The organism is Candidatus Hydrogenedens sp., assembly GCA_035361075.1.
In the GTDB taxonomy this organism is placed as follows: domain Bacteria; phylum Hydrogenedentota; class Hydrogenedentia; order Hydrogenedentales; family Hydrogenedentaceae; genus Hydrogenedens.
The window spans coordinates 1-13809 of record DAOSBX010000023.1; the positions used below are offsets into that span (position 1 = coordinate 1).

Consider the following 13809-nt stretch of genomic DNA (forward strand, 5'->3'; position numbering starts at 1 on the left):
TTGGTTCCCTCATTCACGTTCTCTTGTTCCTGAGGAACTTCTTTTTCTTTCTTTTCAAAGAGCAGTTTCTTATCAGGCATTTCATAAGCAAGTCGGGTAATTTTATCCTTCTCAATTTTCAATATATCTTTATCTAACCAGCGATCTGCGGTTGGTGCTTTGTCAACCTCATCCCCATAGATGCCAGCCTCCTGACGGAAATTAACACCACCGTCATAGATTTTTCGTTCACCAGCTTTACGGACAAAAGTCAATTGATAACTTGGAGATTTGCCAACTAATAATTTTAATGCTGGTTCACCTGTAGCGGAAGTATATACATCCACGTGAAATGCCTGATCATCTTTTAAATTATAGTCTGCTAAAGCATCGTCTGTGGGAACTTCTGCTCGCATTTCACCTTGAAGTTTGACAATTTTATCCAAATACTCTTCTACCGTCTCTTTTTTTGCAGGTGAATTAAAATGACTGCTTACACGCCATTTATCACCGTCTTTTACGATAACTACTTTTTCATCTGGTTTTGCACCTGCATAAAGTTCTAATTTAACAATACTACTTAGAGACAGGCTTTCAGGAATAAGTTTTTCAAATTTTGCCTGCTCAATAATCGAAGGACGTTGCGTTTCTTTGGTTTGTCTTAAGAACACAAGCACGACCAAGACAACCAGGATAGCAACAAGTATTATTAACATTTTCTTTACATTCATAATTTTATCCTCCTCAAACGTATGTCCTATTCTAATTTATAACTTCATGTTCTTTATTTGTACCTAATTTCAATGAACTACTTTTCCGAATTTGCAATTTGAGCCATCGTATAAGCGAGTCGAGAACGACGGCGAATAACATATACAGCGATACCAACTGCTATAACGATAGCATTTGATAATGTATAATTGACAGTCCGCCAGAACATTTTCTGACTGTCTGTCGGTTTTTCAATAGTGCGGTCAATAGGTTTCCGACCACGGACATTTACCAGGTCCTCTGTGAGTGAAACAGCGTCAACACAATTTAAGAATAGGTCAAGGTTCCCTGCTTGTAGGAAGTTTTTACGGAACATTTCAGAGCAACCTAACAAAATCATTTTTGAAGGTTTAGGCTCGATGTTTGGAGCAGGTGCTTCTGGTTCTGAATCATCTGGCGGAACAGGCTCACCTGGACGTGGTTGCGGTTTAGGCCAAGCAGGCCGTTCTTTCCCTGCAAAAGCATCTGGGAACTGACCTTCTAACATGACCATCAAAGGATAACGTTTGCGAGCTGAAAGTGGAGGCGGTTCAAATGATTTAGCACTAAGTTTTTCACCTGCAGGAACAGTCCATGCTTTTTCACTGGTAAACATGATAGGTTTATATTTTATCCCCAACTCTTTTAGCTTCTGTTCATTCAATTCAACATGTGTGCCCCATAGATAGAAAACAGCAGATAGACGATTTGTAATGGATGTTTCCTGGTCCATGGACTCGTTAGTAACGAGAATATGCATTGGAAGTCGGAATGGTTGACCGACTAATTGAGATAGTAAATCACCACCACCTTGCACATTTAAAGTAACACTGTTTTCATCCATCAAAATATCTTCGCTTACTTTCAAACCATAGTTTTCAAGTAACGAATTGATTTCTGGTTTCTCTTCTCGTTTAGAAATGGTATTACCGCGAGATGTAGCACGATAATCCCATTCGTAGGTTTGGACTGCAAGCACAACAGATTTGCCAGACCGCAATGCACGGTTAATCTCCCAGCGTTGGCGGTCATTCAAACTTCTTGGGTTTACTACAACCAATGTATCATACTCATCAGGGAGAGGACTTTCTTTTGTCATCTCTACCCGACGAACATCATACTTCTCCTGTCTTAGAATTTCTTCCAAATAAACATACGGGTCTTCACTTTGGGGAATTTGTTGCCCCATCTGTTGCAACATCTGACGCATTTGTGGGTCGATGTTGATGGCTTCCTTCGGAGCTACTAACGCAATAATAGGTGATTTGGTTCTTGTCAACTTATACACCGTGCTTACTATCCGATATTCCAGTTCCTGAATAGATTCTGGCATAATCTGCGGAATGACTTCTTCGGGCTTATCTTTGTACGCCACACCTATTGAAGAATAGACCAACTTGTTGGTAATTTCATCCTGACTAATCGCACGTACATTAAACGGTTTTACTCCTTTATCCAATAATCGACGTTCTACTGTTTCCTCTTCAGTTTCATTCTTCTTCTTGTCGGGATTAAACATTTCATCCTGATCCGCATACAGATTTGCCACATCCAAATAAATTGTCTTGTAATCCAATTTGCCATTCGCCGAAATTTTTAACTCTTCAAGTTTATCCTTGATATTTTGCTCTAAATCCTTCATAGCAGTTGGCATACTTTCACGCGGACTGATATACACATTTATCTGAACAGGCACTTCGACCTGCCTTAGAATTTTTGCTGAAGATTCCGAAACGGTATAAATCTTGTCTTCTGTTAGGTCAAATCGTTTCAAACTGGTTCCGACCATCAAGAAGTTAAACATCAATCCAATAGCCACACAAACCGCAACCGCTACGGTAAACATCAATTTCGCCCCTGGTCGATTTCGCTGGTCAATATACATCACATTCAGAACAAGAAACAACACAGTCCAGACAAGGAAGAAAATAACATCTGCAAGGTCAATAACCCCCTTCGTGAATGAACTAAAATGCTTGAAAACACCTAATAAATTGGATAACAAAGAACCGATTCCAGGTAGTTTATCGTCAATATAAGATGCGATAAATGAAGTCCCTACCAGAAATACAAGCAGACACGTCAAAAGTGTTACAACAAAGGCTACTATCTGGTCTTTACAAAAACCAGAAAAGAAAATCCCCAATGCTAAAAAACATCCCGCCATCAGCAAGGTTCCAAAGTAACCACCGATAATAGCCCCCATATCAGGACTACCTAAATTCATAAGCATCAGGGGCACCGTAAATGTTGCAGCAAGAGAGATAGCAAATACTGTCAACGCAGAGAAAAACTTACCTAAAACCAGTTCACTTGCTTTCATAGGAAATGTTAACAGCATTTCCCATGTGTTTTCCTTCCGTTCCTCTGCCCAGAGTCGCATCGTAATCGCAGGAATAAACACACAGAGAATTAAGGGTAGATTCTCAAAATAGGGACGCATATCCGCCACAGGAAAACTGAAAAATGAAGTAATGTAGAGCCCTACGCTAACGGTGATAAACACCACAATAAAAATATATCCAATGGGCGATGTAAAATAGGAAGATAAATCTCTTCGATAGATACATAAAATATTACGCATGGGCAACTCTCCTCTTACCAGAAAGTTCCAGTTCAGGTTTTTCCTTCTCAGTCAAGGTGAGGAATGTCTCCTCTAATGTTAACGGTTTTTCCGACAATTCTTTAATTGTCCAATGCTGACTTATGGCTAACTCATTAAGTTCTCGCCAGATGGGCATTCCCAACTTGCTAACTACAAGGAAGGAAACAAAACCATTTTCACTCCCTATAAATTGCACCTTTTTCACACCACTGATTCCTGAAAGATATTTCTGAACATCGGACTGTTCACCTGAAACAGTAAAGAGATACCGTTCAGATTCTTTTGCCCGTTCACGGAGCTGTTCAATCGTCCCATCACCAACAATCTTACCACGGTTAATAATCACAATTCGGTCCGCAGTGGCTTCTACTTCCTGCAAAATGTGCGTTGACAGGATAACCGTTTTATCCTTTGCCAACTCCTCAATTAAATTGCGAATTTCTATAATCTGATGTGGGTCTAAACCCGATGTGGGCTCGTCAAGAATAACAACCTCTGGGTCATGAATAAGTGCCTGAGCCAGAGCAGTTCTTTGACGATACCCTTTGGACAGTTCACGAATAATCTTGCGGAACATCGGTTTCAATCCACATGTTTCAACAACTAATTCCATCCGATGTTTTAATCGTGCTCCGCTTAGTCCACGTGCTCTTCCAACAAAATCCAGGTAAGAGCGAACTTCCATATCCATATAAAGTGGAAGCACTTCTGGCAAATAACCAATTACCTGCCGAACCTTCAATGGTTCCTGAGTTACATCACAACCAGCAACAACCGCTTTACCAGCGGTCGGATACAAATATGTCGTTAAAATCTTCATTGTGGTTGATTTGCCTGCACCATTCGGTCCCAGCAAACCGACGACCTCCCCCTTTCGAACTTCGAAGGAGACTCGGTCTAATGCAACCACAGGACCATAGTGCATTGTTAAATCCGTTACTTGTATCATAACTTGATACTCCCGTCGTTTAGGTTTTGGGAAAATTGATGTAAAAATATATAAAAAGAGACCTTAGAAAATATACCTAACCCCAAACAATAAAGGTCCCTTTTTAACAACGACCATAGAATTGTTAGCAATCTATAGCGATTGATGATAAAAAATATCACATTTGTGTCCTTCTATTCAAACTTACCGCATCAAATATTAGTGTTAAGGCTCAATCTACCTCTGCAAGGCAATTACAATACAACTCTCTAAAAAGAACGACTATCCCACGATTAATGTTTACACAAATAATCCGACCCCTCCTGTTTCCAAGCCTCAACATCTTTATTTTCAGAATCTCCAAAATTTAATTTTTTGGTTGGTGGTGGTTTTTAGTAAAATGGGTAGATGTTAGTGTTGTTAAGTAAATCTTAAAGTTTAATTAGGATGGGACTAATATGAGATTATTATTGGTAGGTTTAGCGGTGGCTTTGGGTTGGGGGTTGCGTGGTGAAATTGGCGGTGAACAGGGGGCGTTAATACCAGGTACATTTTTAGGTTTAGCCCTTGCCATTGTTAGCGGTAAAAGGGACTGGCAAAAGTATGCAGTTGTTATAGGAGCAGGGGGAGCATTGGGGATGTCAATGGGGGGTATACAAAGTTATGGCATTCTCATCGGTTATACAAAAGGCATCGACATGTTAAACGTTACTTATGGTTACCTTATGTTAGCTATTGTCGGTGGATTATGGGGTGCTTTTGCGTCGGGGATTATTGGAATGGTGCTTTCAGAACGGCATAAAAGTATCTGGTTCTGGCTCCTTTTTATCATGTTAGGTTATATCGGTGCGGAGCTTACCTACGTTTTATTAATAAAAGTGTTCGGGTTACTAATGACTCCACCTCGGGTTGAATATTGGGCATGGGTACTTGGTGCTGTTCTTGTATTGTTTGTGGTTAATTTTATTCAGAAAGAACATAAAACCTGTCGCTTAATCTTACGTGGATTTCTGGCTGGTGCTGTGGGTTTTATGTTTGGTCAATCCTTACAAGTATATGGTAGTTTTTTAGGACCTCGATTTGACTGGTGGAAAGTAATGGAAATCTCGTTCGGTTTTGTAATGGGGATAGGTATTGCTTATGGTGTTTTCAGAGAATATCCAGACGATAAACCAATAATGAAAGTAACACCGTTATTAAATCTCTTTGCAATTTTTATTGTTCTGGCATTTGTTCCACTGATTACGCTACATAATTTATTACAACGATTTGAAGAAAATGGCATTTTAATTAGGGGAGATACACTTTGGACAGATTCATATTTCCAAATATTGTTAAGAGGTATCGTTTTAAGTATTATCGGTATTTATGCCTACTGGAAATGGTCACAAGAACGAGACATAACTGCGGATGTTCATTGGCATCTATGTTTTCTATGGATATGGTCGTTATGGGCAAATGGATTTATTACGCTTATTTTGATGTTCATTCCCAAAACGAATCCAACTTCAGCAGTGATTCATGGATTTTTTCTTATACTCATGATGTTATTGAGTTTCTGGGTGATTCAACGGAGATTTGATACAGTTTCAGAATGTTATGTAAACAAACCAGCCCCAAGATACCGCTGGGTTCTTTTAAGTCTCGTTTCAATACCGTTGTTAGCATTGTTTTTCGCATTTACGAGCATCGCTACACATCCAGGACAAATGCCTGAAGGGTTGAGAAAACGATTTGAATGGAATCAGTCTACGTCGACTTTGCCGAGATTGGTTGAGGAGAGACAACACATTTCTTTGGATTTAGACACCACCAGAATGCCCAATAGCAAAGTGTACCGATAAGAAACCCGAATAGCGAGCCCATAAAAGCACAATAGGGGAAATGTGCCGCAGTATATATCCGAGTATATGCATGTATTGCTCCCCATGAAGTTAAAGCAACTTTGACTCGTTTTTTACGCACTGCCCAGATAGAAGGAGTAAGGAGAGCGAATAGTGATGATGCATGTCCAGAGATATATGAAGGGGAAGCCTTAACTACCTCATCCTTTATAACACGTACATGCTTGTTCCACGGCTCATATTTCTCATGTAATGGTCTGGGACGTCCTACCGTTCTTTTGATGTTATTCTCCCCTAAGTAGTTTGTAAAAAAGACACTTACCAGTGTTACCCAAAAAACACGAGTCCACCGTTTCCGTTCTAAATAATCCCACTGTGTCCAGGTCTTAGAACCGAACCAGAAAACAAGGAATGAGACGACGCTTAAAATTATAAATACACTTCGGTATTCATGGGGTCGCCACCAAAAAATCCCTTTAGAAGAAATCCATATACCAGATATGTGATATATAGCAAGAACAACTGCAAAAACTTTCCAAACATAACTCGCAATGTTAGCCAATTTTTCACTTTTACGAACAATCAAATTTGTGATGAGCCATGTGATTGTAGTAATTGAGAAAAGGTATACCGAAAAATGAGTTAGAAAAACCATACACTCATCAAGTACAGGCACGTAGTGGTCAGGTTGCAATGCTAATAATATAGCTTCGTCCAGTGGGTCATTAATCAACTTCGCACCTAATAAAAAAAGTTCGTATAGAACCAAATAGCCAACAACTACAATTACCAACGAAAAAAATAATTTCAGAATACCAGGCATATTACGCAACATATATCAATCCTATTTTGTATATTTAAGTCGGTATTCATAGACTTTTAAAAAGACATATTAGTTTCATTCAGAACAAGTAATCTCTCCGAACACATCAAACTACCATAAGAGTTATGAGATTAGAGCCGTATTATAAAACATCAAGTTGTATAATTACAGTAATATGTTTTATAATAAAGTGCCTCGCTTTTTATTCAATTCTAAAAATGCCTATCATTTCTTTGTTAAAGAAGGATTTGAATATTGGACTCACTTAGTGAAGTATCATCTACAAGCATTAGCAAGGTATTTCAAAAATATCCTACAAATAGAAGCAGTATCATCCCGTTACTTCAAGAGGTTCAAGAACAGTTGGGCTATATTCCAGCCTCTGCTGTCGACGAAATGGCGGTCTATCTCGGTGTATCAGCAACAGAAATATATGGAGTTGCCTCTTTTTATACACAATTTAAGTTTACACCCCCTGGAAAGTATATCATCCAAATTTGTCAAGGGACCGCATGTCATGTTCGAGCCTCCTCAGTTGTCCTCGAAGCGATACGAGAAGAATTAAATATTGAGCCAGGCCAGACAACAAAGGATGGTTTATTTACATTAGAACGAGTGGCATGTGTTGGCTGTTGTGCCTTAGCCCCAGTAATGGTTGTTAATGGAAAAGTTTATGCACAAATGACACAGGATAAAGTTCATAACGTATTAAAAGAATATTATGAAAAAGAAACAAATCATGCGGGTGATAAAAAATGAGTGCTAATGATACAATGGAAATCTTATATGAACGAGCTCAACAAGAATGGGAGAAAATAGAAAAAAATAAGGTGCCAGTAATTTATGTGGGTTCGGCGACATGTGGCCGTGCCGCGGGTGCCTTAGAGACCGAGCAAGTGATAAAAGAAGTCCTACAAGAGAATAGCAAAGAAGCGATATTTATTGAAGTAGGGTGTATGGGTCCCTGTGCCTTCGAACCGATTATTATGGTTCAACCACCGTCTGGTGTACCTATTTGCTATGGACCCGTGAAACCGCAGGAAGCGAAAGAATTTGCAAACCTTGTGGTGTTGGAAGAAAAAAACTGGGAAGAAAAACTTTTAGGTGTAATGAGCCCAGATGCATACAAAAATTTGCCACCCATTACCGCACATCCGATGTTATCACGTCAGGTGCGAAATATCCTGCGGAACTGCGGATTAATTGACCCAGAGAATTTTTATCATTATCTGGCTCAAGATGGATACCGTGGTTTCTTAAAGGCGTTATCTATAGGCCCCGATAATGTATTAGAGCAAGTAAAAAAGTCCGGATTACGTGGTCGTGGTGGAGCAGGTTTCCCAACATGGCGAAAATGGAGTTTCTGTCGCGAAGCTCCCGGAAATGAAAAATATTTGATTTGTAACGCCGATGAAGGTGACCCTGGAGCCTTTATGAACCGTTCTGTGCTGGAAGGTGACCCACATTCAGTGCTCGAAGGAATGCTTATTGCAGGATATACAATAGGCGCCAATCATGGATATGTTTATTGTCGTGCCGAATATCCATTAGCGATACACCGCCTTGAAATCGCCATAAAGCAATTATATGATTATGGATTATTAGGCAAGAATATCTTAGGCACAGGTTTTTCATTTGATATAACAATTAAAAAAGGGGCGGGTGCTTTTGTCTGTGGTGAAGAAACCGCTTTGATTGCTTCAATTGAGGGTAGCCGTGGTATGCCAAGACCAAGACCACCTTTCCCTGCCATCAGCGGTCTATGGGGTAAACCAACGGTTATTCAAAATGTAGAAACACTGGCAAATCTATCACTCATACTCCATCGCGGAGCCGAATGGTACATCCAGTTCGGAAATGAAAACAGCAAAGGAACAAAAACGTTTGCATTAGCAGGAAAAGTAAAACGAACAGGATTGGTGGAGATACCCTTAGGAATCCAATTGCGGGATGTTATTTTTGAAATTGGTGGTGGTATCCTGAATGACAAAGAAGTAAAGGCTGTCCAGACTGGAGGTCCTTCTGGTGGTTGTATCCCGGCAGAAATGTTAGACCTGCCCGTAGATTACGAATCGTTAACAAAAGCAGGAAGTATCATGGGTTCAGGCGGAATGATTGTCTTAGATGAAGACAATTGCATGGTAGACATCGCACGATACTTCCTTTCTTTTACGCAAGCGGAATCCTGTGGTAAATGTACCCCATGCCGAGTAGGAACACGGGCAATGTTAGGGATTTTAGAGCGGATTTGCGCAGGGAAAGGTGAATTGATAGATATTATCCGTTTGGAAACATTGGCTCAGACTGTTAAGCAAGGTTCATTATGTGGGTTAGGACAAACAGCACCGAACCCTGTGCTATCTACACTCAAATATTTTCGTCATGAATATGAAGAGCATATCAAAACGAAAGAATGCCGAGCATTTGTTTGCAGTGCATTGATTTCGTACCATGTAGACCCCGAACGATGTGCTGGTTGCACCATGTGTGCCAAAGCGTGCCCTGTTCAAGCTATCTCAGGAAAGCGAAAAGAACCTCATGTGATTCACCAGGAAAAATGTATCCGTTGTGGACAATGCTTACGTGTTTGTCCCACAATATATTCGGCTGTTTATCGTAGAAGTGGTTCCCGTGTTCGTTATGAACCAATTAAAGAACGAAAGAAGAAAACAGAATAATTTGTTATAAATAATAAAGAGGTGAGTTGAACGTGAATGTAGTTATTGATGGAAAAACGATAGAGGCGATACCAGGCGAAACAATATTAGAATGTGCCCTTCGGAACGGTATCTCCATTCCACATCTATGTACTCATCCCGCATTACCTCCATTTGGAGCATGTCGAATTTGTATCGTTGAAGTTGAAGGAATGCGTGGCTATCCAACGTCCTGTTCCACACCAGTCACAGAAGGAATGATTATCCGTACCCAGTCTGATACATTAAAAGCTTTACGTAGAAATATTCTGGGACTAATGATGTTAGAACATCCCAGTGCCTGTTTAGTGTGCGAACGACGTGAACTTTGTGACCGTTACCGACCTCGTTCTGAAAAAGTAGGAGCAACCACAGGCTGTCATACTTGTAATAATAAAGAGGTATGTGAAGTGCGTTCCCTCTCTGCAGATTTAAATCTTGCAGAGATTATGGTTGCCCCCCAATATCATTATAAACCCATCGAGCGGTCAGAACCTTTTATTGACCGCGACTTAAATTTGTGCATTCTTTGTGGTCGTTGTGTGCGAATATGCAAGTTACATCAAGGACATGCAGTTATTGATTTTATACATCGGGGCAGTCAAACACACATTGGTCAGGCGTTTGGAAGAAATCTTCATGAGGCTGGTTGTACCTTCTGCGGCTCATGTGTTGATGTATGCCCTACAGGAACATTATCAGACCGCTATGCTAAATGGTTCGGACGACCCGATACAATGATAGAAACAACCTGTATTTATTGCGACGAAGCATGTGCTCTGGCTGTTTACTCCGTGAACCAGAAAGCGGTTACTGTCAAAGGATTGTATGACCATATACCAATTTGCGTTTTAGGACGTTTCGCAATCCCTGAATTTTTAAACAGCCCAGAGCGGTTACGAACGCCACAAATACGAGTAAACAAAGTTTTACGTCCTGTCACTCATGAAGAAACGATTCAGCGATGTGCCGAACTCCTTCGCAATTATACAGGCAATTCCTTTGCCTTCGTTTGTGACACATGTAGCACATTGGAAGACCGATTTGTCTTTAAAAAATTTACTCAGGAGATTATGAAATCCCCCTATTACTTTGAGATTATCCCAGATAAAAAGGGCTATGCCACCCTTCAAAATATACCATCAGAAGTAAAAGCTATCATCACAACAGGACCATTTATACCACAAGAACTCCGCAATCAGTTTGAAGTTGTAATTGCATTAGACATTTTTCCGTCAGATTGGACAAAGTCTGCAGATGTGATTTATCCAGTGGGTGTTTTTGCTGAGGTCTCTGGAACTGTTCTTGATAAAAGCAATTACCCACGTCCCTTAGTTAAAGCATGCAATCCACCAGGAGAGGCACGTCCAGAGTGGGAAGTAATCCAATCGATAGCCGAAATACTTTCCCCAGAATTATGGGAACATTTTGAACACGTTGGCAATATCACTCACACATTAGAATTAGAACACGCTGGACTAAATTCTCAACGTAAAGAGCCCCCTTCTCCATCACAAAAATTAAGTGAACGTCGTGAATGGTTTAAAGGACACCGAATTGAAAACCATGTATCAGGGTTAGTATCCATCAGAGCATTTGAAGAAGGAAAGGATATTGAAATAAAAAAACCAGAATCTGTTCCTGAGGAAGTAGATAATCGCGAAAAGCCTTTCGTCGTCCTATCTCGCAGAGAGCTTGTTCCAAACACGTACGAATTTGTTATTTATGCCCCAACAATAGCCCGGAAAGCATTACCGGGACAGTTCGTCATTGTGATGGTAGATGAAAATTCCGAGCGTATCCCTTATACATTAAGTGATTGGAATGAAGAAAAAGGAACAATCACATTAGTTGTTCAAGAAAAGGGCTTATCCAGTCGCAAAATGATATCTGTACCTCAAGGAAAAGCATTGGCTCATGTGGTTGGTCCCTTAGGTACCGCATTCGAAGTAAAACAATATGGAACAGTGGTGCTATTAGGCGGTTGTTATGGTATTGGTGCCATCGTAAGACTATCACGAGCCTTAAGAGAACAAGGAAATGAAGTTATTACAATTGCAGAAGCACGAAGTCACTACCTGGCATATTATCAAAATGAACTTATTCAGGTAAGTAACCAATTTATCCAAACAACTATCGATGGTTCCTTAGGTGAAAAGGGACATGCCATTGACGCTTTGAAACGAATGCTGGCTAATGGCAAACATATAGACCTGGTTGTTGCAGTTGGTTGTCCATTTATGATGATGGTAACCGCAGAAGAAACCCGAACTACGGACGTTAAAGTCCTTTGTGCTTTAAATCCAATTATGTTGGACGGTACTGGAATGTGTGGAGCCTGCCGTATCAGTGTCAATGGACAAACTCGTTTTGCATGCGTTGATGGCCCGTTTTTCGATGCACATCAAGTTGATTGGGACGAAGTTCGAGACCGACGTGAAGCATATAGTAATGAAGAAATTCAAGCAGTTAGTTATACTATGCCTACAGAGACTGTCTACGGAGAACAACGACATCATCATTGTTCGTGTATGGAAAGAGGTTAAAAAAATGGCAACACCAGAAAATTCAGAAGTAAAACCCACAACCGAAACACCTGCTCCCGAAGGGAAGCCTAAAAAAGGTGCAAAAATCCCACGTCAACCTATGCCTGAACAAGCACCACAGGATAGGGCACATAACTTCGACGAAGTTCCTTATGGCTATACACCAGAGTTGGCAATGGCAGAAGCATCTCGTTGCCTTGATTGTAAAAAACCCGGTTGTGTAGAAGGATGTCCAGTTCATATTGATATTCCCGGATTTATACGACTTATCCGTGAAGGTAAATTCATAGAAGCAGCACAGCACATAAAGAAGCAAAATGCCTTGCCCGCTGTCTGTGGACGTGTATGCCCACAGGAAGAACAATGTGAGAGCCGTTGTATTTTAGCGGTAAAGGGCGAATCAGTTGCCATAGGTCGTTTGGAACGGTTTTCAGCAGACTTCGAACGAGCCAGTGGACAAATACAATTGCCAGAATTACCACCTAAAACTGGCAAAAAAGTCGCTGTGGTCGGTGCCGGACCCGCAGGATTAACCGTTGCCGGAGACTTAATCAAATTAGGTCATGAAGTAACAGTATTTGAAGCCTTGCATGAACCCGGTGGTGTGTTGATGTATGGTATCCCAGAATTCCGCTTACCCAAGGAGATAGTCCGAGCAGAGGTCGAATATTTGAAACGATTGGGTGTCGAATTTGTGATGGATTTTGTTGTAGGTCGTAATTGCACAATTCGCGAATTATTCGAAGAAGAAGGTTACCATGCTATCTTTATTGGGACAGGTGCAGGCCTTCCATCATTTATGGGGATTCCTGGTGAAAATTTAGTCGGTGTTTACTCTGCTAACGAATATTTAACCCGCTCAAATCTAATGAAAGCCTATCTCTTCCCAAAATACGATACACCACCAATTAAACGAAACAAGGTAGCTGTAATTGGTGGAGGAAATGTAGCGATGGATTCCGCACGAACAGCATTACGGCTTGGCGGTGATGTGACTATCGTTTACCGCCGTGCACGTGAACAAATGCCAGCTCGTGCTGAGGAAATCCACCATGCAGAGGAAGAAGGCGTAAAAATGATGTTACTAACCAATCCTGTTCGTATTTTGGGTGACGAACGACATCGCGTTATTGGAATGGAGTGTATCCGAATGGAATTAGGTGAACCCGATGCTTCCGGAAGACGTCGTCCTGTACCTGTGCCAGGTTCAGAATTCCGCCTCGATGTGGATACAGTAATTATCGCCATCGGAAACCAGCCTAACCCTCTTATACCTCAATCCATGCCTGAGCTAAGCACAACAAAACACGGAACTCTTATTGTCGACCCCGAAACAATGATGACTTCTGTTCCTGGTATATTTGCTGGTGGCGATATTGTCTCCGGAGCAGCCACAGTTATCAGTGCTATGGGTCAAGCAAGAACTGCCGCATCTGCCATCCATCGCTATTTAATGAATCAAAAATCCACCTAATCTACATAACTCGTTCGACCAATCCATCTTCCATCCATCTTCAAAAAAATAAATATCTAAATCCTCCCTATAATTCTCATTATTTTTACCGAATGATAGGATTAAAAAACTAATTGATTGCCTATGTTCTATCCTTTTTATAAATTATTAATTTGTTAAAATTA

General features: G+C 40.7%; 9 protein-coding genes. 5 read left to right on the forward strand and 4 right to left on the reverse strand.

The genetic code is table 11. The annotated features are described in order from the left end of the window. The 3 genes from PLJ10_08270 to PLJ10_08280 all read right to left on the reverse strand — a co-directional run. Positions 1 to 710 (reverse strand): DUF4340 domain-containing protein (locus PLJ10_08270; protein ID HOK09642.1); only part of this gene is annotated, 710 nt, incomplete at its 3' end. Between the two features lie 77 nt (positions 711 to 787). Then, on the reverse strand, positions 788 to 3313 hold the full coding sequence (locus tag PLJ10_08275) for a Gldg family protein (GenBank protein HOK09643.1): 2526 nt from the start codon (positions 3311 to 3313) through the stop codon (positions 788 to 790). Beyond that, positions 3306 to 4283, reverse strand: a complete 978-nt coding sequence (locus PLJ10_08280; protein ID HOK09644.1) for an ATP-binding cassette domain-containing protein — start codon at positions 4281 to 4283, stop codon at positions 3306 to 3308. Before PLJ10_08280 ends, PLJ10_08275 begins: the two co-directional genes overlap by 8 nt. Before the next feature lie 437 nt (positions 4284 to 4720). Here PLJ10_08280 and PLJ10_08285 point away from each other — a divergent pair, with 437 nt between their 5' ends. Further along, the gene (locus tag PLJ10_08285; GenBank protein ID HOK09645.1) at positions 4721 to 6106 is read left to right on the forward strand and encodes a hypothetical protein; all 1386 of its coding nucleotides are present in this window, start codon (positions 4721 to 4723) and stop codon (positions 6104 to 6106) included. Here the strand turns inward: PLJ10_08285 and PLJ10_08290 are convergent. Further along, positions 6012 to 6941: a phosphatase PAP2 family protein gene (locus PLJ10_08290; GenBank protein HOK09646.1), complete on the reverse strand. Its 930-nt coding sequence runs from the start codon at positions 6939 to 6941 to the stop codon at positions 6012 to 6014. The two genes, PLJ10_08285 and PLJ10_08290, sit on opposite strands and share 95 nt — an antisense overlap. 243 nt (positions 6942 to 7184) lie before the next feature. On the opposite strand from PLJ10_08290, the gene nuoE reads away from it, so the two are divergent. The 4 genes from nuoE (at position 7185) to gltA (ending at position 13645) form a co-directional block, all read left to right on the forward strand. Next, positions 7185 to 7688: an NADH-quinone oxidoreductase subunit NuoE gene (nuoE, locus tag PLJ10_08295; protein ID HOK09647.1), complete on the forward strand. Its 504-nt coding sequence runs from the start codon at positions 7185 to 7187 to the stop codon at positions 7686 to 7688. Further along, positions 7685 to 9607: an NADH-quinone oxidoreductase subunit NuoF gene (gene nuoF, locus PLJ10_08300; protein ID HOK09648.1), complete on the forward strand. Its 1923-nt coding sequence runs from the start codon at positions 7685 to 7687 to the stop codon at positions 9605 to 9607. The genes nuoE and nuoF overlap by 4 nt, the downstream gene beginning before the upstream one ends. A gap of 32 nt (positions 9608 to 9639) precedes the next feature. Next, positions 9640 to 12171, forward strand: a complete 2532-nt coding sequence (locus PLJ10_08305) for a sulfide/dihydroorotate dehydrogenase-like FAD/NAD-binding protein (GenBank protein HOK09649.1) — start codon at positions 9640 to 9642, stop codon at positions 12169 to 12171. A gap of 100 nt (positions 12172 to 12271) precedes the next feature. Continuing rightward, a complete protein-coding gene (gltA, locus tag PLJ10_08310; GenBank protein ID HOK09650.1) occupies positions 12272 to 13645 on the forward strand; it encodes an NADPH-dependent glutamate synthase in 1374 nt (457 codons plus the stop codon). Positions 13646 to 13809: the final 164 nt, after the last annotated feature.

What these genes read in the sequence shown, in the direction of transcription:
- PLJ10_08275 (HOK09643.1), bottom strand. Translation starts at nt 3,313, where the DNA reads ATGCGTAATATTTTATGTATCTATCGAAGAGATTTATCTTCCTATTTT.
- PLJ10_08280 (HOK09644.1), bottom strand. Translation starts at nt 4,283, where the DNA reads ATGATACAAGTAACGGATTTAACAATGCACTATGGTCCTGTGGTTGCA.
- PLJ10_08285 (HOK09645.1), top strand. Translation starts at nt 4,721, where the DNA reads ATGAGATTATTATTGGTAGGTTTAGCGGTGGCTTTGGGTTGGGGGTTG.
- PLJ10_08290 (HOK09646.1), bottom strand. Translation starts at nt 6,941, where the DNA reads ATGTTGCGTAATATGCCTGGTATTCTGAAATTATTTTTTTCGTTGGTA.
- nuoF (HOK09648.1), top strand. Translation starts at nt 7,685, where the DNA reads ATGAGTGCTAATGATACAATGGAAATCTTATATGAACGAGCTCAACAA.
- gltA (HOK09650.1), top strand. Translation starts at nt 12,272, where the DNA reads ATGCCTGAACAAGCACCACAGGATAGGGCACATAACTTCGACGAAGTT.